This window comes from Bacillus cereus (assembly GCF_002561295.1).
GTDB lineage: Bacteria > Bacillota > Bacilli > Bacillales > Bacillaceae_G > Bacillus_A > Bacillus_A cereus_S.
In genome coordinates this window covers 22,740-47,042 of the sequence record NZ_NTUG01000044.1, presented here as the reverse complement: position 1 = coordinate 47,042, position 24,303 = coordinate 22,740, and the positions used below count along the sequence as shown (strand labels likewise).

Below are 24,303 nucleotides of genomic sequence, written 5' to 3'. Positions count from 1 at the left end.
ACAATTGGGGTGCAGTTCACAAGAAATGGTGGGTTTTTTGTCTTTCTTTTACATATTTGATGCTTGAGAAGAATTTTTACTTGCTTCTTTTTGCGTCGATAATGATATGAAAATAATAAATAATGAAATAACCCCGAAAATAAGTACCATATACTGTAATCCGATTGTATCTAAGAAGAATCCCGTCCCAAGTAAGACGATTTGGAACATAACTCTTTCAAACATATTACGGAATGAGAATAGACGTCCGTGATAACTTTTTTCAACTTTTGTTTGGAAAACTGTCGACATAATAGGGAAGAAACAGCCAACACTAAATCCAAACAGTCCGAATGATACAAGGGCCATCCATTTTACATCACTAAAGAATAATGAAAGGTGTGCAACAGCAGTACAAAAAGCGAAGAAATAAAGTAATTTTTCTGGTGGGAAATGCTCGGATAAACGTTTAATCACGAAGGCTCCTAACATAAATGCTATCCCTTCAATTGTATAAATAAATCCTTTTATTGTAGGATCATGTTGCATTTCACTAATATTAATTACCATTAAGTTAAAACCACCAATAAATAGAAGGGGAATGATACTCAAAATAAGTGCACAAAATGCGACAGGAATCCCTTTTAATATGCGGAAAACTTCTATAAAGCTATTGTCCTTTGCGGATTTTTTACTTGTTGTATTTGTTTGTTGATCTTCAAATTGTAATAAGAAGGTTGCAAAAAATAATAGAGCGTATGCGGCCATTGAAAATGCGTACATATACTGTAAGCTCATCATAACGAGTAGGACGCCTCCTAGTGAAGTACCAACAATACGAGCGATTGTTCCAATATTCATATGAACACCATTCATTTGTAATAATTCGTGTTCACGAACGATAAGTGGAATAACAGACTGCAGGGCAGGAAAATAAAAAGCCGCCGAAATTTGAATGGCGATCATAAAAGCAATCATAAAGGAAATACTTTCATATTGAATAGCGAAGAACATAAAAATAACACTGATCACACGACCGAAACCGGCATAAAGTAAAATTTTCTTTTTTTCGTATTGATCAATAACGCGGCCGGCTATAGGACCAACTAAAACACCGGCTAATAGCCCGATAAATAAAATGACTGATTTCATAAAATCAGAAGGTACATATTTTTGCATAAATTCTAGATTGCCAAGAATCCCAAGCCACAAACCGAGCCCAGCAATAAATTCTCCGATTAGAACAATCCAGACATTTCTATTACGCCACATAACAAAACCTCACAGTCTTATAAAATAGAAAGAATCGTAAATAACCCTCCTTTTCATTTGTACATTTAAAACATTATTTTTTAGAGTCAGAGTCTATATTACGTTTTTAATCATGAAAGTTCAATTTATTTGATTTAGATAAAAAATGTGTTTTTGTAGGGGGAAAAATACACTTTATACATTGGAAAATAAACAGAGAAAAATTTAACATGGATGAGGGGAGGCGAGTTTATGATACAACAATTTTTTAAGAAATTACTCGATCAATTTGTACAGGAACAAGAAGAGGAAATAATAGAGAAACTTTGTTTTTGGGTTGTTTATTATTACATGGTAGCCCCTAAATATATCGTGAGTTCTAGTGGTATATTGGTACATATGAATCAAACACACAAAGAGTATACGTATCTTACAATTGAAGATTTTTTACGAGAGTACAGCGGGAAAATGAGAGGGGCGTCCTATTTAGGAATTGAAATATATCATATGAAATTTGTTGAAACGATTAGAGAAAAGTGCCGTGAAATGATTTATGCGCATTACTTTCCTCATTTTATTACTAGACACTCGTTAGTATGTAAAGAATTACTTAGAGAAATAGGGGTGGGTAAAACAGAGATGGAATTTAGGAGCTTCTATACATTGATTTTGAATCACTGTGTAGAGATAAAGGATTGGATGGGTGAGTATGAAGAAAACATGTTAAATAAACTATTCGTATTGTCACTTCCTGTTGTCATACAAGTATATCGGACAAATGTAAGAGAGTATATAAAACAAGAAAAAAATCAGAAGGAGATCGGATTTTTAGTCCACTGAATAATGGAGCTAAAAGAGGATATTTATGTATTTTTGATGAAAAGAATATGTAAATATATGTAGAAAGAAGATGATTTAGAATGAGTAATGAAGAGCTTGTAAAGACGCAATTTGGTAGTAATGCTGAAAAGTATGTGAATAGTCAAATTCATGCAAAAGGACAGGATTTACAATATGTTGTTCAACAAGTGAAAAATCGTAAAAATATTCATCTTCTTGATATTGCTACAGGTGGTGGGCATGTAGTGAACACGCTGGCCCCCTTATTTAAAAGTGTAATTGCCCTAGATTTAACAGAAAAAATGATTGAAAAAGCAAAAGAATTTATTCATTCTAATGGTCACGATAACGTTTCATTTGTAGCTGGAAATGCAGAGGATTTACCGTTTTCTGATGCATCATTTGATACAGTAGTGTGCCGCATTGCAGCGCATCATTTCTCAAATCCTTCGCAATTTATTTTTGAAGTACATCGCACGTTAGAAGAAAATGGGTTATTTATATTAATTGATAATGTTGCTCCTGAAAATAATGAATACGATACATTTTATAACTTTATTGAGAAAAAGCGAGATCCGAGCCATAGGCGGGCGCTGAAAAAAACAGAATGGATTTCATTATTAGAGAAAAATGATTTGCAAATGCAATCATGTTACACATTTGAGAAACAATTTGATTTTGATTGGTGGTGCAATATGATGAATGTACCACAGGTAACACGTTCAAAGTTAACAGATTGTATGATGAAGACTTCCAATGAAATGAAGGAGTTTTTCAACATACAATGTAAAAATAATCAAGTAGAATCATTTTATACTGAGATGGCACTCTTTGTGTGTCAGAAAACTTCAACTTTAAAAAGATAATTATATTGCAGTCTCTCACGAGTACGTTATACTTATTACAGAGAAAATGAGAATTAAGGAGTAGTCATCATGATTCGTGTACGTATTGAGGGAACTGAACAAGAAATTGTTGAATTTTTGGAGAAGATGCCTGAAATTCCTGGTTTTGAAAAAACACATACGAGGGAGCCGAGAAAGGGAAATAACCCGAAGTATGAGAATAGTAAGAATGTATTAGCGTATTTATCATATAAAAAGGTGGAAAACGCTGTTAAATAATAACATCCTTTAATGGTAAAATTATAATATTATAGAGAACTGAAACGACACAAAATATAGTGTCGTTTTTTCTATTCATGTATAATAGAAATGTAAAAGGTTATTTAATTAACAGAGGATAATTTTTTAACGGAATAGTATTTCGAATATTTCGTTCTTTTCTGCGCAAGTTATATATCTGTATGAAAGAATAATTTGATAAATTGATTTTTATTTAGAAATACATAAGTTGAATCAGCACACAGAAGTTCTATTTTGTGTGCCTATTTATTGTAATGAGAGAATGTGTTCCTGGAATATCTCATTGTTACATTTATCTTTTGACCAGTTATCGTGTGAAAACAACCGACTATCGAAAATCCATTTACAGTAACTTAAATAGCTTTTATATTTAGAGCGAGTGAAAGGGAAGTGGTGAAGTGAAGTTTGAAGTGTCGATTGATCCATCTTATAAAGAGCCGAAAATTATTATTCTAACGGATAAAATGACAGATGAGATATCTGATATTATGAAGCGACTGTCAGAGACTCATATGGATTCATTAGCTGTATTTTCAGAGAGAGGTGTTGAAATTGTTGCCTGCAAAGATATCGTGAGAATCTATACAGAGAAACAGAAGGTATTTCTCCAAACTGCTGCTGGTATTTATACCGTTCGCTCAAGATTATATGAACTGGAAGAGAAACTAAATAGTCAATTTTTCGTTCGTATTTCAAATTCAGAGATTGTTAACATTAAAATGATTACGAATATGGATATTAGTATGACAGGAACAATTGGCGTGTCATTAACAGGGAATATCAAAACGTATGCTTCTCGACGCTATGTTTCAAAAATTAAGAAACTGTTTGGAATATGAGGTGAAATTGTCATGAAAAATTTACTTAGTCGAGTTGTTGGTGGTTTTGTTATCGGTTTGATTATTGGGCAAATTGTGCAACTCCTTATTTCGCTCACATTAGGTCAAGGAGAATATATGCCAGTTGTTGATCAGTTTCGTTCTTTATTTGCAAGTGAGATGTACGCTGTTATGGTACAAATACTGTTAACAGGGATTATTGGGGTCACATTTGCTACAAGTGCGCTAGTTTTTGACATAGTGAAGTGGAGTCTACTAAAACAATACATCGTTCATTTTTGTATAACAGCACTAGTATGGGTGCCGATTGTAACGTTACTTTGGATGCCAAAAACAACTAAAGGCACACTGATTTTTTTTATTAGTTTTTTAGGAACGTATGTCATTACATGGATTATTCAATACGTGATTTCAAAAAATGATATTAAACAAATTAATGCTGCGATTCAATCAAGGAAATTTGAAGGAAGAAGTGATGAATAATGGCCATTGATATAAAAAATCTAACGAAAAAATTTAAAGAGCGCACAGCTGTCGACGATCTTTCACTGACGATTAAGAAGGGTGAATTTTTTGCACTTTTAGGACAAAATGCTGCTGGAAAAACAACAACTATTAAAATGCTTAGTTGCTTACTTACACCTACAAGTGGTGATGCCTTGATGTTAGGAGATAGTATCGTCAAAAAACCTACGGCGGTAAAAGAAAAAATAAACATTTCACCACAAGAAACTGCGGTAGCTCCGAATCTTTCTGTAAAGGAAAATCTAGAATTTATTGCGAGTATCTATGGAAGCAGTAAACAAGAGGCTAAGCAGAAAGCGCGGGAAATGATGACGAAGTTTGGACTTTCGGAGCGAGCGAAAAATAAAGCGAAAACGTTATCAGGTGGGTTGCAACGCCGACTAAGCATTGCGATGGCACTTATTTCGTCTCCCGAAATCATTTTTTTAGATGAGCCAACATTAGGACTTGATATTCGTGCTAGACATGATTTATGGAAGACTCTACTTGAATTAAAGGGTAAAATCACGATTATTTTAACGACACACTATCTAGAAGAAGTAGAAGCACTTGCTGATCGCGTCGGCATTATGCATGGTGGTAAATTGCATGCACTTGGAACGATTGATGAGTTAAAAGAAAATACAGGACAATCTTCTTTAGAAAATATTTTTCTCACACTAACCGAATAGGGGTGGAATTATGGGATATTTAGCATTTGCTTCACGCAATCGTAAGGAGATTTTACGAGATCCTCTCACGCTTCTTTTTGGAATTGTACTGCCGGTTATTGTTATATATCTTTTTTCAATTATGCAGAAAAATATGCCTTTTGACCTTTATAATATAGAAAATTTAACGCCAGGCGTAATCGTTTTCAGTTTTTCTTTTATAACGTTATTTTCAGGGATGCTGATTGGTAAGGATAAAAGCAGTTCGTTCTTAATGCGAATTTTTGCTTCTCCCATGTCTGCGTCTGATTATATTACCGGGTATGCTCTTCCACTATTGCCAGTTGCAATTCTTCAAATTGTCATTTGCTTTATTTCAGCATTTTTCTTAGGTTTATCTTTTAATGCGAATGTATTAGTTGCCACTATTATACTTATTATCATTTCCATACTTTATATTGGATTTGGTTTACTGCTGGGTACGTATTTTACAGATAAGCAAGTTGGTGGGATTTTTGCGATTTTTGTCAACCTGTCCACATGGTTAAGTGGCACTTGGTTCAAGTTGGATATGATTGGTGGTACATTTAAAACAATCGGTTATGCATTGCCATTTGCTCATGCGGTTGATGCGACACGATTTGCTTTATCTGGTGAGTACGGTAATCTTGTTGTACCTTTATTATGGGTAGTTGGCTATATAATTATTATCTTCGTAATTGCTATTTTAGGTTTTAAGAGGAAGATGAAAGCGAACTAAATTGTATTCATATTAAAAAATGAACGTTAGTTAAATATAACGTAAACAATTGTATTATTTCTATATAGCTGCCAACAAAGAGGCGGCTTTTTTTATTGTTTCACCGCCTTGTCTTTTTCGCATAATAATAGTAAAAAAGGAAGGTTTGTTAAATTATTTTTAGCATGTGTAATGTTTAAAGTATAACTTATTCAAAAAGTAGCATAACTAACAATAAGCAATAATTGTCTTTTTATAAGTAAAATGTATAAAATCAAGGAGGAAATCATATGGCATTTATATGGTCTTTAATTGTCGGAGGTATTTTAGGGTGGTTTGCAAGTTTACTCATTGGAAAAGATGTACCTGGTGGAGTTATCGGTAATATTATTGCAGGTATCATCGGTTCATGGCTTGGAACAGCTTTACTTGGTAAATTTGGTCCTGTTATAGGTGGATATGCAATTATACCAGCATTAATCGGGGCAATTATTTTAATTTTTATCGTAAGCTTCTTATTACGTTCCATGAGGAAGTAAACAAAAAAGGACTGTTTTACTATTCGTAAGCAGTCCTTTTTGTATTATCTTGTCTTATCTGTTATGCTACTGTTATACAATCAGGAGGTGTCAGCATTGAAAACATTTACAGTAAACTTTCATCAAGAAGACAATGCAAAAGCAACAACAGTACATAAGCTAAGCGAAGAAGACTTTAATAAAGCAACAGAAAACGGTACTCGTCATCTATTTGATTTAGATACAAATGTAGGTTTCTTTGTATTCTTTGATGCAGAAGATGCAGAAGGAAACGAGCAATACTTAATGTTGCAATATGAAGGAGATCATGAAGAGCCAAGTGCTTGCTACGGATTTGATTTGAAATTATTCTATCAATTTTTAGCACTTTACTTAAATGACCTTGAATTCCAAGGTGAAACAGAGGAAGAAGAGGAAGAGAATGGTCCGATTCATCATTTAGCTCATCTACTTTACCATATCGTTGAAGATGGAAAGAGTATTGAAGTATAATTACATATTTGGTGCTGTCCTATAAATGGGGCAGCTTTTTTATTAAGGAAAATAATATAATACCGTGCATGTTTCACGATATTGTTTAGGTGTAGTACCAGAGAATTTTTTGAAAATCTTTATGAAGTAAAATGAAATTTTTGTATTTTCTCCAGAAGATAGCATAAATAATATGGCTTGTTAGCCAAAAGAACTGTCTTTATAAAGACAGTTCTTTTGCTTTGTTACGTTCTACGGAAGAAACAAAGTAAGTTTGAACGATTCCACCGATTATTAACAAACAGGCACAAATATAAAATAGGGTACTGCCGTTTATATGACCTAATATCATCGCTCCGATAACTGGACCGCATGTTCGAGATATGTCCCAGTGTATCCCGTAAATAGAAAAATACAATCCACGCATATGACTTGGTGCGATTCCTGAAACAAAACGGAGTAAATGATTTAAAGCAATGCTTTCCCCAATTGTAAGGAAAAGTAGTGTGAAAAAGAGTGACCATAATGTTGTGGAATAACCATAACCGATGGCTGCCAATGTATAAAAAATATATGAAATAACGATTATTTTAGGCATGGAAAATCGTTCAGACCATTTGACAAGACCGACTTGTAGTAGGATTTCCATAATTGCTCTACAAGTTGAAATGAATGCGAGAACGAATAAGAAATTTGGAAAGATACTCTCTGCAAATACACGATAATTTGTTTCAGTTTGCGCATAGAAAAAGCTAATCGGAAGAGTAGATATCATAAGTCCAAATACAGCATAATGTTTAAAGATAAATTCTTTCCTTGTTGTGACTTGTGTTGATTTTTGAGCTGTTTGAATGTTTGGCGCTGTTTCGGGAAGCTGTGTCCATACGAGAATGGCATACAGCAAGAGAGTCACAGCTTGAATCATAAATAAGTATTCAGGGTGACTATCATAAATAAAGGCGCTAATGAACGGACCAATTACAGCTCCGACAGCTCCCACTGATTGAAGAACAGCAAATATTTCTGCTTGTTGCTCTGGCGCAGTTAAGTCTGCAATTTGAGCACGCTGAGCAGGAATATATAAGGAGCGGCCGATACCATTCATTACATATAACAAAGCAAAGAAAGGGACTGATGCAGCAAAAACAAATCCGCCGATTGCAATTGCTTGGATGAATAATCCAAGTAACATAATTTTCTTTCTGCCATAGCGATCTGTCACACCTCCAGCAATGATTGTGAACACAATATCAGAAAGAGGTTGCAAGCCAAAGAGAAGCATCGTCAAGATGACATTTCCTTCTAAAGCTTTATTCACATGTACAATAAAAATTATCGCTAACATCGCCTCAGTTGTTCTTGTTAACAATTCACCTAGTAGTCGAATCCAAATCGGTTTACTATAACGTTTTATAAGATGATTCATTATTTATTTCCTCCTTTCTATATGGAAATCTTAAGATAGAAGCAAGGAATGAAAAAGGGTAGAATGAAAGAGTGGGATTTTTCACCTTTTAGGGGGATGAATATGGTTATTTTAGATCAGTACGTTCAGCTTTGGATCCGGTATGGAAAAGGGATACCAGAGGGAGAAAAAATAGAAATAACATTACAAAATATATCTGAAACATTGTTTTGTACGGATCGAAACAGTAAATTTATTATAAAAAAATTAGAAGAGCTAGGATGGGTTTGTTGGTTTCCAGGACGCGGGAGAGGGAACCGATCAAAGGTATCGTTTCAAAAAAATCCCGCTGTATTAATTTTAGAAAAGGGGAAAGAAATAACGAAACAGGGGGATGTAAAAGGCGGAAAAGAATTTGTTGAACAATATATGGAGTATTTTTCATCATTGCAAAAACAATTCCAAACTTGGATAAATTCAATATTTGGTTATCAAATTGAAATGACGAATCAAGGTAGACAAGATGTACTTCGTTTACAAGTTGAAATGCGTCCGAAGATTCTTTTGGATCCTATGTATGCTACAATGCGTTCAGAATGTCATATGGTGAAACATGTTTACGACACGCTTGTATATGTGAACGAGAGTACCAATGTAATAGAGCCGAGACTTGCGTTTCATTGGGAGTATAATGACGACCAAAAAATGTGGACTTTTTATTTGCGTAAAGGTGTGCAATTTCATAATGGTAAACGGTTCACAGCTCATGATGTTGTCCACTCATTCAATAGATTTATGAATACGGAGGATAATCCATACTTGTGGATGTTGCAACATGTTGAAAGAATTCATATTGTAAATGAGCATATTGTGGAGGTTTACTTACATACAGAAAATAAGTTGTTATTGCATATTTTAGGTACAGAACAGTGTTCTATTGTAACGGAAGATGAAGAAGGGAATGTAAGCGGAACAGGGCCATTTAAACTACGAGAAAATAATGATTCTATCTTTATATTAGAAGCGCATAATGCATACTTTCGTGAGCGTCCCTTTCTAGATCGAATTGAACTTTGGAATGTGCCGAAAAGTACGGATGAATATGATGTTTCGATGAAAGCTGAGCATAAAGAGATAGAGAACCCTCATAAAGAACTGTCTAAAATGGAATCTAACGTAACGTATGTTACGTTAAATACTAAAAAACAAGGACCTTTGCAAAATAGTACATTTAGGCAAGCGTTATATAAAATAATTCATAGTAATAAAATAATAGATGAGTTAGAGGGAGAACGCGATGAGGCAGCGGATGAATTATTACTAGCAAATCGTGCAGCTTGGAGCATAAATGAGGATGTGAACACTCTTCTACAAAAGAGCGAATATAGTGGCGAAGTATTATACTTGTATACGTTTAAAGAACAAGATCATGTGGAAGATTCCGAGTGGATTCAAAAAGAATGTGCAAAGTATGGGATTATGATTGAAATACATTTTCTCGATGCACTGGAATTATTACGAGCGGACACAATGGGACAAGCGGATTTGATTCATGATAGCGCGACAATTAGTGAGAAAATAGAGCTCAGTTTTTTACAAATGTTTCTTGCGAAAAATAGTTTTATAAATCAACATAGCTCTCTAGACTTTAACAAACAATTACATGTGTACTTTAATGAACCGAATGTAGAAAAACGAATGACATTGTTACGTGATGTGGAGGACACATTGTTACGTAACATTCATATTATTCCTTTATATCGTAATAAGCAGCATATAAGTACACATGAAAAAGTACAAAATATAAGAATTAATTCGCAAGGATGGATTGATTTTTACCATATATGGTTTAAACCTTGATATAAAGGACTCTTTCGAAATGAAATGGCATACGAAAGGGTCTTTTTTATATGGAATAAACGTCTGATTTTGAACATGGTTATGCATATTTTTGGAAAATGCCCATTTACAACGTAACAGTGTTATGTTACATTGTTAGCAGGAAGGAGTGTTATACAGTTGAGTACAGATTTAATTTCAAAAAAAGATTTATTGGAACTGACTGGTATTTCATACGGGCAACTATATAGGTGGAAACGAAAGAATTTAATACCAGAAGATTGGTTTATCAGAAAATCGACTTTTACAGGGCAAGAAACATTTTTTCCGAAAGAAAAGATATTAGAGCGTATTGATAAAATTCAAACGATGAAAGAAGATCTATCGCTTGATGAACTAGCAAATATGTTTTCACCAAGTGTATCTGAGATTTCTTTCATGAAGGAAGACATTATCCGAAAAGGTATTGCTTCAGAACCGGTTGTACAATTTTTTATAGAACAAATGAATAAACAGGCAGAATTTCAGTTTGCTGATATTCTTTATGTATTTATTTTAGAGGAATTGCTTCAATCTGGAGAAATTAGCTTGGAAGAAGGCAAGATGATACTGCAAGTACTTCACGAACATTATGAAATCATGAAACAAAAGAATAGCGAATTAGTTGTGGTTCGAAAGCTTGGTGTTTCTACATGTTTCTTAGTTTCAAATGTAGATGACTTACTTTTTGAAAAAGGAACGAAGATAGTCGTACGTTTAGCAATCATGCAACATACAGAAGCGTTAAAATCAAAACTATTGTAGTGGGGGAAAATGATGCGATCAGAAAAATTAATTATAAATGGTTACGGTTCTTCTAATGGCGGGGAATTTCATAGAGTACAATTAAACGGAAAAGGAACTGTGAACGGTGATGTTGAATGTGACAACTTTGAATGTAACGGTTCTGGTAGTGTAAATGGTAATTTGAAAAGCAAGAGCGTAAAAATTAGTGGGTCTGGTAAAGTTGACGGTACAGTAGGCGCTGAAAATATGCGAATTGATGGAAAAGCAACGATTACAAAAGATGTAACGGCTAACGATTTAAAAATTGCTGGAAAAGGAACAATTGGTGGTACTTTGAAGGGGGAAGAGCTTAAAATCCGCGGGCAAGCGACGATTGACGGTAATTGTGAAGTAGATATCTTTTCGTCAGAAGGACAGTTTACAATTGGAGGCTTACTAAGTGCAGATGAAATTGACATCGATATTCACGGTACATGTAGAGCAAAAGAAATAGGCGGTCAAACAATTAAAGTAAGGCATAGAGAAACAGCATTTAGTAGACTTTTTAAAAACGTGTTTGGGTCGCACTTAGAAGCTGAATTGTTAGAAGGTGACAATATTGATATTGATTACGTACAAATTAAGACAGTAAGAGGTAACAATGTTACGGTAGGACCAAATTGCGAGATTGGACTGATTGAATATACAGGAGTTCTTCATGTGGATAAAAATGCGAAAGTAAAAGAAGTTCAGCAAGTTTAATTTTGGGAGGAAGTGAGGAATAGATATGGAAAATCAGCATAGTCTCACTGTGAACGGATCAGGTAGTTCAGCAGGTGGAGCTTATAATAAAGTGAAAATCCGTGGTGAAGGAACGATTTCTAACCATGTTAGTTGTAATGAATTTAAGACGTATGGGGCGAGTGATGTTTCCGGTGATATGAAGGCGAAAAATTATGTCGTCTATGGAGAAAGTGAAGTGAAAGGAAATATACAGGCAGAATATGTGAAAGTGTATGGAAATGCGCAAGTACAAGGTAATGGCCACGTTGAGAAGATGAAAGTGAGAGGTATGTTTGAAGTCAAAGGCAGATTATCTGGAAATGTTGTAGATATTAAAGGGGCTTTACATGTTAAGGAGGACATTGAAGTAGAAGAGTTACTACTAACAGGGGGACTTGAAAGTGAAGGTCTATTAAATGCAGAAAACATTCATATTACAATCTGCTTTGAAGGAAGCAAAGTGAGAGAAATTGGAGGGAAAAAGATTACAGTACGAAAAAAATCTAGATTTATTCCCTTCAAAAGCCATGCTGGTAACCTTCAAACCTCGATGATTGAAGGAGACGACATTTATTTAGAACATACAATAGCTGAAGTAGTAAGGGGAAACAATGTTACCATCGGTCCTGGGTGTGAAATTGGTGTTGTAGAATATCATACTAGTTTTAATCAAAAAGGAAACTCAGTTGTAAAAGAACAGAAACAAATATAGATGTTAAGAGGGAGAGTGAGACACATGGTTGCAAAGGATAGTAAACTCGGCTTTGTAGTTGCCGGTTTATTGCTAGGGATTTTAATAGCATCAATGGATAATACCATCGTTGTTACGGCGATGGGAACGATTGTTGGTGATTTAGGCGGATTAGAAAACTTTGTCTGGGTCGTATCCGCCTATATGGTAGCGGAAATGGCAGGGATGCCGATTTTTGGAAAGCTATCAGATATGTATGGGAGAAAGAAATTCTTTATTTTTGGTTTAATTGTTTTTATGATTGGTTCTGCACTTTGTGGTACAGCAGAAAATATTACGCAGTTAGGTATTTATCGTGCGATTCAAGGTATTGGCGGTGGAGCGCTTGTACCGATTGCATTTACGATTGTATTTGATATCTTTCCGCCCGAAAAACGCGGGAAAATGGGCGGATTGTTTGGTGCGGTGTTTGGATTATCTAGCATTTTCGGTCCGTTACTTGGTGCATATATTACAGACTATATTAGCTGGCACTGGGTATTTTATATTAACTTACCGCTAGGGATTCTATCACTTATTTTTATTGTATTCTTTTATAAAGAATCACGCGTTCACCAAAAACAAAAGATCGATTGGTTTGGTGCAATTACACTCGTTGGAGCAGTCGTTTGTTTAATGTTTGCATTAGAACTTGGTGGACAGAAATATGATTGGGATTCTACTTTTATTTTAAGCTTATTTGCAGCATTTGCTATTTTAATGATTATGTTTATTTTTATTGAAAGAAAAGCGGAAGAACCTATCATATCATTTGAAATGTTTAAACAGCGTTTATTTGGGATGAGTACAATTATCGCTTTATGTTACGGAGCAGCATTTATGTCAGCGACTGTCTATATTCCGTTATTTATTCAAGGCGTATATGGCGGATCCGCGACGAATTCCGGCCTATTACTATTACCAATGATGTTAGGGTCAGTTGTTACAGCCCAGCTAGGTGGATTTTTAACATCGAAGCTAAGTTACCGTAATATTATGATGATTTCAGCTGTGATTATGTTAGGTGGATTGTTCTTATTAAGCACATTAACACCAGAAACAAGCCGTGTATGGTTAACTATGTATATGATTATTATCGGTTTTGGCGTAGGTTTCTCATTCTCGGTATTAAGTATGGCTGCAATTCATAATTTTGGTATGAACCAAAGAGGATCAGCAACTTCAACGAGTAACTTTATTCGCTCATTAGGAATGACACTTGGAATTACAATCTTTGGTATGATTCAAAGAACAGAATTTCAAGATAAATTAGAAGAAGCATTTACAGGAATGGGAAGTGGAATGAATAGCAACGCCATAGGAGATGCAAGAGCAATCCTTTCAGAAGGGGCAAGATCTCAAATTCCACCGCAAGTATTAGATAAAATTATTGAAGCTCTTTCGAGTTCTATCGTTCATACATTTATGTGGGCACTCGTTCCTGCTGGTTTAGCATTCATATTTATTTTCTTTATGGGTAACGAGAAAATGGTATATAAGAAAGAACAAGAGAGTGGAAAAGCATAAAAGATGAAAAACAAGAGTCAACGGACTCTTGTTTTTTTGTTGCTAGTTGTCGGAGCTTCGATAAAGTGAAACTTTAATCAGTGGGGGGTCTTCATCCCCACTGATTATTAGTTGAACNNTTTTACGGGCAGTTGATCCCTCATCTATCTTCTTTAGCCGCTAGAGCTGGACATTACGTTCTCTCTGAATCTTGAGGTGGGGTCTTACTGCCCGTTAATGCGGGATAAAATTGTATGTATTCATTTATCGGTAAGCCCCAGTATAAAAAACTCCTTTCTAAATGAGAAAGGAGTTTTTCGTATGTAACACTATAAATTAGCCTTCAATTACTTCGTATTCTTCGTCCGCTAATAATAAGATTTGTGTTTTTTTACCTTTGTTTTGAACTTCAATTACATCGTATGTACCTAGATCTCTTACTTTATTTTGAGAAACATTCACCATTACTTCAATAGAATCGATTAAAATATCTTCTTCGATATATGATTCAGGCAATGCCATATCCTCAGTATCTAATACACATGTGTAAAGAGTTTGTAAATGTTCAGCAGTTGGGTTTTCTTCTTGAACATCAATAATGTCTTTTACTGTTTCCATATGTTCTTCTTTTGCTTGATATACTTTAATTTTAGCCATTGTTTCATTCTCCTTTATAACATAGTCGTAGAGGCTACAATCTATTATAACGTTTTTTGATGAAAACATGAAATTGTTTCCTTATTTTTAGATGGGATTTTATACTATCATTGTGTATTATTTTATAAGGAATAAAGAATTTATTTTTCAGTTCATAACAAGAACTATGTGATTCCCACTATTAAGGACGTAAGGAGATAATTAGTATGAATAAGAAAGTGAAAGTTTTAAAATATACGATGGTAATATTAGCGTGTATTGCAATTTTTGGTACAGTTTTACCTCATGTTTTAGATCCGAATGAAACGGTGGCAGGTAAAGTTTCAATTGCGATCTTTGGTATAGTAGGTACATGTTTACTATTTTTTAGCATGTATTTCATTGTAAAAAAGGCTATTTTAAGAGGGTAGCTATTGTATTTTTAATAAAAAGGAGAGAGGTTTTTTTGGAAGCTTCATATTCTGATTTTTTAAATTTAATCATTCTGATTGTAGTTATTTTCGTTCTATGGAGGTTAAAAGTGTGGTCTAACAAGAAATATAATGTTCCTAAAGTATTTCAATGGTTTCCTAAAAAGTGGGGGAAAAGAAAAGTGTCGGAACAATTTTTTCAATCAAAACTGGATGCTGAAGGAAAAGGAATTTGGATTACTTATTATGCGGTTGATTTATATGTAGTTACCATTCCGTTACAAGTGAAAAAGTATAATACACTTTAACTGCACTCAAACAGAAGTCTCCTTTCTCAAGGCACGTGTTAGGGTGGAGGCTTCTGTTAGTTGTGACTGATTAAAATTTTATAATGTAAATAATAAAACATTTTTCTCATATTCTTGTAAACACCATCTATATTTAGTCATAATAGTAGGGTGTACTGTTTCTTGATCCAAATTAACCTCTTTATAACCATATTTTTTATAAAAATCCGCAAGTTCTTCAAAAGGAATACAATAGACATGAGATGCATCTGATTGTTTGGCTTCTTGTACTAAAAAAGAAACGAGATCTCCAGCTAATTTATAACCTCTGTATTTGGGAAGGATGTAAATACCGCCCATCTCTATCGTATTTTGATCAATATATACTAAACGTCCTAAACCTGCATATTCTCCGTTGTACGTTATAATCGCAACTTTATCTTTTTTTAAGTCACTTGGTACAAATCCCACGTTTTTATATTGATGATTAATCCATTCTAAATCTTCTAATAAAGCGAACTTGATTCCCATAAACATACACCCCTTGAAAAGTTCTGATATTTCTATTATATAGGTGATAACGTGACTTGTAATAAAATAATGGTTTCGTATCTCCATATAAATCATGTTGAAAAGAAGTTCATTTCTTGTTATCTCATGCATAGAATAGTCTAATAATACTTTTTCTTTCTTCACAAGTGTTTTACGTATATAATTTAAAGGTAATTATTCTTTTTTCGTATACTTATAATAGAATAGAGGTTTAAAAAATGAGCGTCAAAATCATTACGGATAGTGCGGCGGATTTACCAAAAGAATTGCTGCAAACTTACGATATTGATTTGATTCCACTTCGTGTATATGATGAAGCGGAAACTGAGTATTTAGACGGAGTAACGTTAGAATCGACTCAATTGTTACAAAAGATGAGAGAAGGCGGAGTGTACAAAACGTCACTGCCATCATTAGAAACATTCCAAGAAAAGTTTACTACATATGCAAAACTAGGTGCCCCTTGTATATATTTAGCTTTTTCCTCTGAACTATCAGGTACATATCAATCTTCAGTAGTAATTAAAGAAGAAGTAAAAGAAACATATGCAGATTTAGATTTAGAGATTATTAACACAAAGTGCGCTTCACTTGGTCAAGGGCTTGTTGTATTAGAGGCTGCGAAAATGGCTAAAGAGGGTGCATCAAAAGAAGAGATTTTGAACCGAATTGCTTTTCTAACAAAACATATGGAACATATCTTTACTGTGGCTGATTTGCAGTATCTTGTAAGAGGTGGTCGTTTAAGTAAAGTAGCTGGATTTATTGGTGGCTTATTAAATATTAAGCCGATCTTAAATGTAGAAGAAGGTAAACTTGTACCACTTGAAAAAGTAAGAGGTAGAAAGAAAGTTTTAAGCCGAATTGTTGATATCATGGAAGAGCGAGGAAAAGAGCTGAAAGGTCAAACAATCGGTATCACACACGGTGATGATTTAGAAACTGCGAACGCACTAAAAGCATTGATTACTGAAAAATTTGGTTGTGAAGTATTTATTGTCAATACGATTGGTGCAGCAATTGGCGCCCATACAGGACCAGGCGTTTTAACATTGTTCTTCTTAAATGAAGTAGAGTAAAGGATTGATCTTTTTGATCAATCTTTTTTGTTATACAGGTAAGAATATAGATAGTTTAAATGGTATAACATGCTATCATACAAAAAGCACTTGAGATCCATCCCCAAGTGCTTTTTTATTATTCATTTATTTGCTTTTTAATAGGTAAAAAGCTGCAAAGGAAAGTAGTAAGAATTAGCCCGAAAGAAACTCTCTCAGTCGTATCAATCTCTAAACCGTTATTCCATTGATAGATAAAGGATACTAGTACTAAAAGGATAGCAAATCCTGCAGCATATCTTACTATTTTTCGTGCCTTTCTGTCATGTGTTCTCCAAACCATATTCATCCCTCTTTCTTATTTAATAAATATTTTTGATTGTAATAATCGATAAACTATAAGCACTTGTTGCCCATATAACAACCGTTATTTTGTCTATTAAGATGTCTTGATTTTTTTGAATATGTAATAGACAAATCCATATGTAATAAGCTGGTATGATGAATCAAATATCACATGTATAATATGAAATCCATTCATTTTATTTGTGTAAAAAAATAAGTGCAAGCTACTAAAGATAGGATAAAAATAACAATTGTTTTTAATTTTTTCTAGCAAGTTTATCGTACTTAAAATATACAATGCTGTTTATGTTAATAACAAGTAGTTAAATTTTATAAAAAAAATGATGGAAAAATTGGCTTTTTTACCAAATTTTTTAACAAGTGGATAGAAATTATAGAATTACAACGGTACAATTAAAAAGGACTAGTATACAAAAAGAGTTATTGCATCATTGAAAACGCTTAAACAAGGGGTGGAAATATGCAAATCGGAGAAAACATCCGGCAAATACGTATACATAAAGGAATGACGCAAGGAGAGCTCGTATCAGGAATATGCTCTATCGCTTATCTAAGTAGAATAGAAACTGGACAAATTAAACCATCTTCTTCATTTTTACAAAAGGTTTCTCTAAAGCTGAATGTTGATTGGGATTTTTTAATAGAGGGGAAGAATGAGGGAATAGAATCTAGCATTCTTAAAATATGTGAAACATATAAACAAGATGAAAGTATCAGTGAGACTGAATTATCTTCGTTAGAATTGTATGTTCGTGATACGGATTCAATACCTCTATTACTAAAGATTTACGGTGTTCTTATATACTATCATACTCGAAACAATAACTTATCATATGCAGCATCACTTGTCGATCAAGCTTCACAGGTGATTCCGAACCAAGTAGAAGCACAAGATACGGAAGATTATATATATTATCTAATGGCTAGAGGGGGATACTTTTATAGTAAAGGAGATTATATAACAGCATATGAAATTTACAAGAAGATTGAAAGTATGCTTGGTCCTGAAGAAACGGAGCAACATGCTCATATATACTATAACTTAAGTTTGGTGACTCAAAGTTTATATAAAGATCAAAGTATAAGCCGGTTGTATGCTAAAAAAGCCTATAAATTGTATAAGAAATTTAATATAAAACAACAAAAAATATATGTGTTAATTAATCTGGCGTTGCAATATAACAAGGATAAACTACCAGAACAAGCTATGGAATCTTTGAAACAAGCAGAAAATGAAGCGAAGACAAATAACAATCCTTTGGATGTATGTTTGATTGCGTATAATTACGGGAAAATTTATCAAGGCTTGCAAGACTATGCGAATGCGATTTCATATTATGAAAAAAGTTTAGAACTGAGTGAGTATCTCCCGCGAACAGCTGGTAAGGTGTATATACTACGGAATTTAATAGAAATTCATATGGAGCGAAAGGACTGGCAAACTGTTAATAAACTGATAGATGATGCATTTGATATTCTAGCTATTAGTGATGTACCTTACGCCCATGTTCAGCTCTATGGGTATAAAGCTCAAATATCTAAACTAAGGGGAAATAATGATAGTTTTGAGAAAAATATGAAAAAAGCAATTGAAATGGGGCTAGAAAAAAGGCAATATTCTTTAGTTCGAGAGTTTGCCCTTGAACTAGGAAAGTACTTTTATAATAATCGAGCGTATAAACAATCTGCAAAATATTTCGAAATGGCAGCTGAGAATACATAAAATTAAGAAAAATATTTGATTCGTTGATAAAAAGTAGAGGGGAAAAGACATGCAAATCGGAGAAAGAATCCGTCAAATACGTATACATAAAGGAATGACACAAGGGGAACTCGTATCAGGAATATGTTCCGTCGCTTATTTAAGTAGAATAGAAAATGGACAAATTAAACCATCTTCTTCTTTTTTAAAAAAGGTTTCTCAAAAGCTCAATGTTGATTGGGATTTTCTAATAGACGGGAAGAATGAGGGGATAGAATCTAACATCCTTAAAATATGTGAAAGGTATAAAAAAGATAAAAGGATAGCGGAAACGGAATTATCTTCGTTAGAACTGTATGTTCGTGATACGGATTCAATGCCTTTATTACTAAAGATTTACGGTGTTATTATATACTATCATGCTCGAAACAATAACTTATTATATGTAGCGCCACTTGTCGATCAAGCTTCACAGGTGATTACGAATCAAGTAGAAGCACAAGATACGGGGGATTATATATATTATCTAATGGCTAAAGGGGCATACTTTTTTAATAAAGGAGACTATGTTACTGCATATGAAATTTACAAGAAGATAGAAAATCTGCTTGGTCCTGAAGAAACGGTGCAACATGCTAGTATATATTACAACATAAGTCATGTACGTCAGAACCTTGATAAGGATCAAAGTATTAGTCGCATGTATGCTAAAAAAGCCTATAAATTGTATGAAAAATTTAATGATGAGCAAAAAAAAATAAATGTGTTAATACTTCTTACAATGCAATATAACAAAGATAAACTACCAGAACAAGCCATTGAATCTTTGAAACAAGCGGAAAATGAAGCGAAGACAAATAACAATCCTTTGAATGTATGTTTGATTGCATATAATTACGGGAAAATTTATCAAGGCTTGAAAGACTATGCAAATGCGATTCCATATTATGAAAAAAGTTTAGAACTGAGTGATTATCTCACGCGAACAGCTGATAAGGTGTATATACTACGGAATTTAATAGAAATTCATATGGAGCGAAAAGAATGGCAAACTGTTAATGAACTGATAGATGATGCATTTAATATTCTAGCTACCTGTGATATACCTTATGCACATGTTCAACTCTATGGATTTAAAGCCCAAATATCTAAACTAAGGGGAAATGATGATAGTTTTGAGAAAAATATGGAAAAAGCAATTGAAATAGGGCTAGAAAAAAGGCAATATTCTTTAGTTCGAGAGTTGGCTCTTGAACTAGGAAATTATCTTTATGATAGTCGTGCATATAAACGATCTGCAAAATATTTTAAAATAGCAGCCGAAAATGTATTAAATTAAGAATAGCATTTGATTCACTAAAGGTAGAGGGGAACAGACATGCAAAACGAGAAAAGAATCGCGAAATTCGTATATATAAAGGAGTGACACAAGGGGAACTCGTATCAGAAGTATGTTCGATAACCTAATAAATAAGGTTATATATTTAAAGAATGGCAGAACGATTAGTTAATTTATCCCGCATTAACAGGCAGTGAGACACCCACCTCAAGATTCAATGAGAACTGAGGAAGATAGGTGGGGGATAACTGTTCGTAAAAGCCCGATTGGTTCAACTAATCATCAGTGGTGGATCAAGATCCCCCACTGATGGAAGTTTCACTTGATATATCAGTAAATTATGGACAAAAAAGGAGTGGTTATAATCACTCCTTTTTGTGTTTACATTTGTTTTTAAATACTATCGCTAAGGTATCTAAATAGATGATGAAATCTTTCTTATACTTTAAAATTTGTAAAATAAAAAGGTTAAATCGCGTGGTAATTTGCAATTTTTTTAATCGAATTTTACTAATTGTTTTTAACATAAATGAACACGTATACTTTATGTACAGAAAGTCAAACAGTAAGGAGGGAGTTAAAATGATGCTAGAAACAAAAAATTCTATAAATATGATAAATAATATAAATTATCATTTGGATCATAGTAGGAGGAACAATCAACATATAAAAATCTTTTCAAATAACCCAAACGTATTGCCATATCGTGTTTACAAACATCTATTGAATAAACAAATACCCCAAAAAGAAGTGATGAGTCTAGTTAAGCCTTTTATCCATATTGATACGTTAGCACAAATTCTATATGAAGTATTTCACAATCAAACATTGACAGCTTTAGTACCTATTCTGTTTGTTTTCCAACCGAATGCTGTAACCGGTATATCTACACCTGGTGCTTATTCAATTGATTTTAATAATGATTATTTTATTCATCTAAAAGATATCAATATTCAAGAATTTAAATCAGGAATTGGTGAACAAAAAGGTCCCTTAGCTATTGGATATTTGGTAAACAAAAACGAAAGTATTCAGCATTCAAAAGAGTTTATGTATCAAAAGTTAAAAGAGCAAACTACAGAATGTATGCTTGGCTTACAAAAGAAATTGCAGTTACATGGGGAGTTAGAAGAACAAATACAGATATCATTTAATTTTAATAAAATAATATTACCTTTAATAGTCTTACAATGGATGAAACAGACAGTTGTAAATTAAAAGAATAACAAAAGATAACTGGTACAGGTGATGTGTGCTCAGAAACAACTCTGGCTACATCTCAAGTCTATCCATATAACTTCCTGTAACTAACTTAATTGCATCAGCATTACCTGGGATGTTCAAAAATAGATAATAGGGAAAAATTAAAAGGTTTAATTAACAGAAAATTCATACGATAGGTGGTTGACTTTATGGATAATCAAATTTTAAATATTAAAGGTTTGCATAAAAAATATAAGGAGAAACATGTTCTAAAAGGAATTGATTTAACTATAAAAAAGGGTGAAATATTTGGATTGTTAGGTCCGAATGGAGCGGGTAAATCTACATTTTTTAAAATCATTTTAGGATTAATAGAAGCTGATGAGGGAACTGTAGAAGTATTGGGAATGGATATTCAAAAGAATAGAATAGAAATCTTATCTAAAACAGGTTCATTAATTGAAGCTCCAACCTTTTACGATCACTTATCTGGATATGAAAACTTATTAATTGCTTCTAAATTGAAAAATGTTCATGATAAAGAACACATAAAAGAACTTTTGAATTTATTTAAACTATATGAGGATCGAAATCGTGCTTTTAAAAAATATTCTCTTGGTATGAAACAACGTTTAGGATTAGCTGCTGCTTTCATAAATAACCCTGAATTATTAATATTAGATGAGCCTACTAATGGCTTAGATCCACAGGGAGTTTATGAAGTGAAAGAATTCATAAAAAAAGCTCCAAAAATGTTTAATTCTACTATAATTCTGTCAAGTCATATTTTAAGTGAAGTTGAACAAATGGCTGATCATATCGGGATTATTCATCATGGAGAAATAAAGTATCAAGGTTTATTATCTTCACTACAAAATAAACAATCATTAAATATTGTTGAAGTTAGTGTTAATAATATAACGCTTACTGATAAACTACTTAAACAATCCAATTATACATTCAATATAAATAATAATATCTTTAGTATTGAATATTGCGATGAAAAATCACTGAATGATATTCAACAACTATTAGTAACGAATCAGATTTTTATTCAATCTTTCCAAACTAAAAAGCAGAATTTAGAGGAAGCATATTTAGATATTGTTGAACAAGGTGCTGTAAGTGTATGAGAAATGTATTAGCTACTGAGTATATAAAATATAGAAAAAGTCATTTTTGGTTTTTGGTTATCTTAGGACCTATTATACTTGCATTAGGTGAATTTGTTGGATTAAATTACTATAGTAATTCTCATACTATTAAATTAGAAACTATATTCGGTATAAATTTGCAACTTTTAAAATACATCTTAAACTTTTTTATTGTGTTTATTATAGCTAGTGTAAACAATGTCGAATATAAAAATTCTACGTGGAAAAGAACATTTACGTATCCAGTACAGAAATTTAGTGTATATGTAAATAAGTTCCTTGTTGTTATGGTTGCTCTTATTATTACAACCGTAATACATATGATTTGTACAGTGTTGTTACTTCCATGTTTAGGTATTTCTTTAGGTATGGTTTCAATGCAGCATGTGTTTGTTTTTACGTTATATCCATTTCTTATTAGCATTCCATTTTGCGCTTTGGCGTTCATTATATCCATTAATGTATCGAATCAATCAGTGATCGTTGCACTAGCTCTAGCTTCATATCTTTTCGGCGATATATTAAGCTCAACTAAGCTTTGGTGGTTTCCTATTTCATATCAAACCTTATATTTTCCAATCAATTATGTGAATAATCTAGATGTTTTTAATACATTATGGTCATACGATAAATGGTACATGCTAGCAGGAATTCCTATTACTATTCTTATTTTAGGAATTGGATACATCTTATTTATTAAAATGAATAATAAAAACTAACAAAGGAGATCTCAAATGATAAATCTAATTTATTCCGATTGGATAAAAATAAGAAAACACCCACAACAAATTACATTTTTCATCTTAGCACTTTGTCCGATTATATATTCAATGATTATGTATACTAAATTCGTGGTAGGAGAGTATAATCACGGTTTGGATAATTCATGGATGGGCGTATGGATGTTTATATCTTTTTTCTATGTTGGTTTTTTTCTCCCTGTCATTTCAGGGATGGTAACAGCCTTCTTGTGTCAGTTTGAAAACAAAACCAATTGGAAAATAATGCATCTATATCCAAATACTAATTTTAAAATTGTTTTATCTAAATTTGTATCTAGTGTGTTATTATTTTCTACAATACACTTAATCGTTTTAATGAGCTTGTATGTATCAGGAATGTATTTTGATTTTACAGATCCATTTCCTTTAGTATTTATGATTAAAGTATTTTTAATTTCTGTTGTTGCGACATTTCCTCTTATAATAGTGCAACTCCTATTATTCTTATTTATAAAAACATCTATCACTTTTACATTTGTTAATATAATCCTATCTTTAATCGGTTTATTTCTTTTTTCAGAAGCAAAGTGGGGATTTGGATATTTATGGTCTTTACCATTCAAGTCTATAGAATTAGTTGATCAAGGTATATTATCTATTGGTATATTATTGGTATCAATAGTTGCATTTACCATTGGTATGATTTTAATTACAGTACGTTATGTAAATGTATTGAGAAAGACAGTATAAATACAGAGTTAGAGTGTAAGCGAAACTTAGTATTATCCCATATATGAGATAAGTATCTATTTTCATAAAACGTAATGAACAAGACCCAGTTGGTAAT

The 24,303-nt window shown here is 33.0% G+C and carries 28 protein-coding genes; 23 read left to right on the top strand and 5 right to left on the bottom strand.

Features of this window, described 5'->3' with window-relative positions; genetic code table 11:
* Positions 1 to 48: 48 nt before the first annotated feature.
* Entirely contained in the window at positions 49 to 1,251 is a 1,203-nt protein-coding gene (locus CN373_RS21880; RefSeq protein ID WP_098360146.1) for an MFS transporter, read from the bottom strand.
* Between the two features lie 231 nt (positions 1,252 to 1,482).
* On the opposite strand from CN373_RS21880, the gene CN373_RS21875 reads away from it, so the two are divergent.
* From CN373_RS21875 to CN373_RS21835, 9 genes are all read left to right on the top strand, one after another.
* Positions 1,483 to 2,070, top strand: a complete 588-nt coding sequence (locus tag CN373_RS21875; protein WP_000615922.1) for a hypothetical protein — start codon at positions 1,483 to 1,485, stop codon at positions 2,068 to 2,070.
* Between the two features lie 80 nt (positions 2,071 to 2,150).
* Positions 2,151 to 2,936, top strand: a complete 786-nt coding sequence (locus tag CN373_RS21870; RefSeq protein WP_098360145.1) for a class I SAM-dependent methyltransferase — start codon at positions 2,151 to 2,153, stop codon at positions 2,934 to 2,936.
* Positions 2,937 to 3,005: 69 nt separating this feature from the next.
* Positions 3,006 to 3,194 (top strand): YvzF family protein, encoded by a 189-nt coding sequence (locus tag CN373_RS21865; RefSeq protein WP_000621888.1) that lies wholly within the window; start codon positions 3,006 to 3,008, stop codon positions 3,192 to 3,194.
* Positions 3,195 to 3,613: 419 nt separating this feature from the next.
* Positions 3,614 to 4,054, top strand: coding sequence for a LytTR family DNA-binding domain-containing protein (locus tag CN373_RS21860; RefSeq protein ID WP_000667464.1), 441 nt, complete (start codon positions 3,614 to 3,616; stop codon positions 4,052 to 4,054).
* 12 nt (positions 4,055 to 4,066) lie between these two features.
* Positions 4,067 to 4,537 (top strand): DUF3021 domain-containing protein, encoded by a 471-nt coding sequence (locus CN373_RS21855; protein WP_000793399.1) that lies wholly within the window; start codon positions 4,067 to 4,069, stop codon positions 4,535 to 4,537.
* Entirely contained in the window at positions 4,537 to 5,250 is a 714-nt protein-coding gene (locus tag CN373_RS21850) for an ABC transporter ATP-binding protein (protein WP_000963210.1), read from the top strand. The genes CN373_RS21855 and CN373_RS21850 overlap by 1 nt, the downstream gene beginning before the upstream one ends.
* Positions 5,251 to 5,260: 10 nt before the next feature.
* The gene (locus CN373_RS21845; protein ID WP_000540871.1) at positions 5,261 to 5,989 is read left to right on the top strand and encodes an ABC transporter permease; all 729 of its coding nucleotides are present in this window, start codon (positions 5,261 to 5,263) and stop codon (positions 5,987 to 5,989) included.
* A 269-nt stretch (positions 5,990 to 6,258) separates the two neighbouring features.
* Complete coding sequence (locus CN373_RS21840) at positions 6,259 to 6,507, top strand: GlsB/YeaQ/YmgE family stress response membrane protein (protein ID WP_000874190.1); 249 nt, start codon at positions 6,259 to 6,261, stop codon at positions 6,505 to 6,507.
* A gap of 96 nt (positions 6,508 to 6,603) precedes the next feature.
* Positions 6,604 to 6,999: a hypothetical protein gene (locus CN373_RS21835; RefSeq protein WP_000847590.1), complete on the top strand. Its 396-nt coding sequence runs from the start codon at positions 6,604 to 6,606 to the stop codon at positions 6,997 to 6,999.
* Positions 7,000 to 7,198: 199 nt separating this feature from the next.
* Here CN373_RS21835 and CN373_RS21830 read toward each other — a convergent pair whose 3' ends face one another.
* The gene (locus tag CN373_RS21830; protein ID WP_098360144.1) at positions 7,199 to 8,404 is read right to left on the bottom strand and encodes an MDR family MFS transporter; all 1,206 of its coding nucleotides are present in this window, start codon (positions 8,402 to 8,404) and stop codon (positions 7,199 to 7,201) included.
* 48 nt (positions 8,405 to 8,452) lie between these two features.
* Here CN373_RS21830 and CN373_RS21825 point away from each other — a divergent pair, with 48 nt between their 5' ends.
* The 5 genes from CN373_RS21825 (at position 8,453) to CN373_RS21805 (ending at position 14,027) form a co-directional block, all read left to right on the top strand.
* Complete coding sequence (locus CN373_RS21825; protein ID WP_098360143.1) at positions 8,453 to 10,243, top strand: SgrR family transcriptional regulator; 1,791 nt, start codon at positions 8,453 to 8,455, stop codon at positions 10,241 to 10,243.
* 159 nt (positions 10,244 to 10,402) lie between these two features.
* Positions 10,403 to 11,026 carry a YhbD family protein gene (locus CN373_RS21820; protein ID WP_098360142.1) on the top strand — a complete coding sequence of 208 codons (624 nt, stop codon included), beginning with the start codon at positions 10,403 to 10,405 and terminating at the stop codon, positions 11,024 to 11,026.
* Positions 11,027 to 11,038: 12 nt separating this feature from the next.
* Positions 11,039 to 11,749, top strand: a complete 711-nt coding sequence (locus tag CN373_RS21815) for a bactofilin family protein (protein ID WP_098360141.1) — start codon at positions 11,039 to 11,041, stop codon at positions 11,747 to 11,749.
* A 25-nt stretch (positions 11,750 to 11,774) separates the two neighbouring features.
* Complete coding sequence (locus tag CN373_RS21810) at positions 11,775 to 12,482, top strand: polymer-forming cytoskeletal protein (protein WP_098360140.1); 708 nt, start codon at positions 11,775 to 11,777, stop codon at positions 12,480 to 12,482.
* 24 nt (positions 12,483 to 12,506) lie between these two features.
* The gene (locus CN373_RS21805) at positions 12,507 to 14,027 is read left to right on the top strand and encodes an MDR family MFS transporter (RefSeq protein ID WP_098360139.1); all 1,521 of its coding nucleotides are present in this window, start codon (positions 12,507 to 12,509) and stop codon (positions 14,025 to 14,027) included.
* A 315-nt stretch (positions 14,028 to 14,342) separates the two neighbouring features.
* On the opposite strand, the gene CN373_RS21800 is transcribed toward CN373_RS21805, so the two are convergent.
* Entirely contained in the window at positions 14,343 to 14,663 is a 321-nt protein-coding gene (locus tag CN373_RS21800; RefSeq protein WP_001062726.1) for a hypothetical protein, read from the bottom strand.
* Between the two features lie 206 nt (positions 14,664 to 14,869).
* Between CN373_RS21800 and CN373_RS21795 the strand changes: the two genes are divergently transcribed.
* Together CN373_RS21795 and CN373_RS21790 are read left to right on the top strand one after the other, a co-directional pair.
* Positions 14,870 to 15,073, top strand: coding sequence for a hypothetical protein (locus CN373_RS21795; RefSeq protein WP_001036931.1), 204 nt, complete (start codon positions 14,870 to 14,872; stop codon positions 15,071 to 15,073).
* A gap of 14 nt (positions 15,074 to 15,087) precedes the next feature.
* A complete protein-coding gene (locus CN373_RS21790; protein WP_235676712.1) occupies positions 15,088 to 15,381 on the top strand; it encodes a hypothetical protein in 294 nt (97 codons plus the stop codon).
* Positions 15,382 to 15,459: 78 nt separating this feature from the next.
* On the opposite strand, the gene CN373_RS21785 is transcribed toward CN373_RS21790, so the two are convergent.
* On the bottom strand, positions 15,460 to 15,891 hold the full coding sequence (locus CN373_RS21785) for a GNAT family N-acetyltransferase (RefSeq protein WP_098360138.1): 432 nt from the start codon (positions 15,889 to 15,891) through the stop codon (positions 15,460 to 15,462).
* A gap of 239 nt (positions 15,892 to 16,130) precedes the next feature.
* On the opposite strand from CN373_RS21785, the gene CN373_RS21780 reads away from it, so the two are divergent.
* Complete coding sequence (locus CN373_RS21780; protein WP_000111641.1) at positions 16,131 to 16,991, top strand: DegV family protein; 861 nt, start codon at positions 16,131 to 16,133, stop codon at positions 16,989 to 16,991.
* A gap of 118 nt (positions 16,992 to 17,109) precedes the next feature.
* On the opposite strand, the gene CN373_RS21775 is transcribed toward CN373_RS21780, so the two are convergent.
* Positions 17,110 to 17,313: a hypothetical protein gene (locus CN373_RS21775; RefSeq protein ID WP_000262292.1), complete on the bottom strand. Its 204-nt coding sequence runs from the start codon at positions 17,311 to 17,313 to the stop codon at positions 17,110 to 17,112.
* 483 nt (positions 17,314 to 17,796) lie between these two features.
* Here CN373_RS21775 and CN373_RS21770 point away from each other — a divergent pair, with 483 nt between their 5' ends.
* The 6 genes from CN373_RS21770 to CN373_RS21745 all read left to right on the top strand — a co-directional run bounded on the left by CN373_RS21770 (position 17,797) and on the right by CN373_RS21745 (position 24,206).
* Positions 17,797 to 19,059: a helix-turn-helix domain-containing protein gene (locus tag CN373_RS21770; protein WP_098360137.1), complete on the top strand. Its 1,263-nt coding sequence runs from the start codon at positions 17,797 to 17,799 to the stop codon at positions 19,057 to 19,059.
* A gap of 49 nt (positions 19,060 to 19,108) precedes the next feature.
* Entirely contained in the window at positions 19,109 to 20,377 is a 1,269-nt protein-coding gene (locus tag CN373_RS21765) for a helix-turn-helix domain-containing protein (RefSeq protein ID WP_001165454.1), read from the top strand.
* Between the two features lie 585 nt (positions 20,378 to 20,962).
* Positions 20,963 to 21,595 (top strand): hypothetical protein, encoded by a 633-nt coding sequence (locus CN373_RS21760; protein ID WP_098360147.1) that lies wholly within the window; start codon positions 20,963 to 20,965, stop codon positions 21,593 to 21,595.
* Positions 21,596 to 21,789: 194 nt separating this feature from the next.
* Positions 21,790 to 22,713: an ABC transporter ATP-binding protein gene (locus tag CN373_RS21755; RefSeq protein ID WP_000369974.1), complete on the top strand. Its 924-nt coding sequence runs from the start codon at positions 21,790 to 21,792 to the stop codon at positions 22,711 to 22,713.
* A complete protein-coding gene (locus CN373_RS21750) occupies positions 22,710 to 23,453 on the top strand; it encodes an ABC transporter permease (RefSeq protein WP_001246722.1) in 744 nt (247 codons plus the stop codon). Before CN373_RS21755 ends, CN373_RS21750 begins: the two co-directional genes overlap by 4 nt.
* A gap of 15 nt (positions 23,454 to 23,468) precedes the next feature.
* A complete protein-coding gene (locus CN373_RS21745; protein WP_000609081.1) occupies positions 23,469 to 24,206 on the top strand; it encodes an ABC transporter permease in 738 nt (245 codons plus the stop codon).
* The last annotated feature ends 97 nt before the right edge of the window (positions 24,207 to 24,303 follow it).

Excerpts from the sequence above, each read along its gene's own strand:
- CN373_RS21880 (WP_098360146.1), bottom strand. The coding sequence starts at position 1,251 with ATGTGGCGTAATAGAAATGTCTGGATTGTTCTAATCGGAGAATTTATT.
- CN373_RS21875 (WP_000615922.1), top strand. The coding sequence starts at position 1,483 with ATGATACAACAATTTTTTAAGAAATTACTCGATCAATTTGTACAGGAA.
- CN373_RS21870 (WP_098360145.1), top strand. The coding sequence starts at position 2,151 with ATGAGTAATGAAGAGCTTGTAAAGACGCAATTTGGTAGTAATGCTGAA.
- CN373_RS21865 (WP_000621888.1), top strand. The coding sequence starts at position 3,006 with ATGATTCGTGTACGTATTGAGGGAACTGAACAAGAAATTGTTGAATTT.
- CN373_RS21855 (WP_000793399.1), top strand. The coding sequence starts at position 4,067 with ATGAAAAATTTACTTAGTCGAGTTGTTGGTGGTTTTGTTATCGGTTTG.
- CN373_RS21850 (WP_000963210.1), top strand. The coding sequence starts at position 4,537 with ATGGCCATTGATATAAAAAATCTAACGAAAAAATTTAAAGAGCGCACA.
- CN373_RS21845 (WP_000540871.1), top strand. The coding sequence starts at position 5,261 with ATGGGATATTTAGCATTTGCTTCACGCAATCGTAAGGAGATTTTACGA.
- CN373_RS21840 (WP_000874190.1), top strand. The coding sequence starts at position 6,259 with ATGGCATTTATATGGTCTTTAATTGTCGGAGGTATTTTAGGGTGGTTT.
- CN373_RS21830 (WP_098360144.1), bottom strand. The coding sequence starts at position 8,404 with ATGAATCATCTTATAAAACGTTATAGTAAACCGATTTGGATTCGACTA.
- CN373_RS21825 (WP_098360143.1), top strand. The coding sequence starts at position 8,453 with ATGAAAAAGGGTAGAATGAAAGAGTGGGATTTTTCACCTTTTAGGGGG.
- CN373_RS21815 (WP_098360141.1), top strand. The coding sequence starts at position 11,039 with ATGCGATCAGAAAAATTAATTATAAATGGTTACGGTTCTTCTAATGGC.
- CN373_RS21810 (WP_098360140.1), top strand. The coding sequence starts at position 11,775 with ATGGAAAATCAGCATAGTCTCACTGTGAACGGATCAGGTAGTTCAGCA.
- CN373_RS21805 (WP_098360139.1), top strand. The coding sequence starts at position 12,507 with ATGGTTGCAAAGGATAGTAAACTCGGCTTTGTAGTTGCCGGTTTATTG.
- CN373_RS21800 (WP_001062726.1), bottom strand. The coding sequence starts at position 14,663 with ATGGCTAAAATTAAAGTATATCAAGCAAAAGAAGAACATATGGAAACA.
- CN373_RS21795 (WP_001036931.1), top strand. The coding sequence starts at position 14,870 with ATGAATAAGAAAGTGAAAGTTTTAAAATATACGATGGTAATATTAGCG.
- CN373_RS21785 (WP_098360138.1), bottom strand. The coding sequence starts at position 15,891 with ATGGGAATCAAGTTCGCTTTATTAGAAGATTTAGAATGGATTAATCAT.
- CN373_RS21780 (WP_000111641.1), top strand. The coding sequence starts at position 16,131 with ATGAGCGTCAAAATCATTACGGATAGTGCGGCGGATTTACCAAAAGAA.
- CN373_RS21775 (WP_000262292.1), bottom strand. The coding sequence starts at position 17,313 with ATGGTTTGGAGAACACATGACAGAAAGGCACGAAAAATAGTAAGATAT.
- CN373_RS21770 (WP_098360137.1), top strand. The coding sequence starts at position 17,797 with ATGCAAATCGGAGAAAACATCCGGCAAATACGTATACATAAAGGAATG.
- CN373_RS21765 (WP_001165454.1), top strand. The coding sequence starts at position 19,109 with ATGCAAATCGGAGAAAGAATCCGTCAAATACGTATACATAAAGGAATG.
- CN373_RS21760 (WP_098360147.1), top strand. The coding sequence starts at position 20,963 with ATGCTAGAAACAAAAAATTCTATAAATATGATAAATAATATAAATTAT.
- CN373_RS21755 (WP_000369974.1), top strand. The coding sequence starts at position 21,790 with ATGGATAATCAAATTTTAAATATTAAAGGTTTGCATAAAAAATATAAG.
- CN373_RS21750 (WP_001246722.1), top strand. The coding sequence starts at position 22,710 with ATGAGAAATGTATTAGCTACTGAGTATATAAAATATAGAAAAAGTCAT.
- CN373_RS21745 (WP_000609081.1), top strand. The coding sequence starts at position 23,469 with ATGATAAATCTAATTTATTCCGATTGGATAAAAATAAGAAAACACCCA.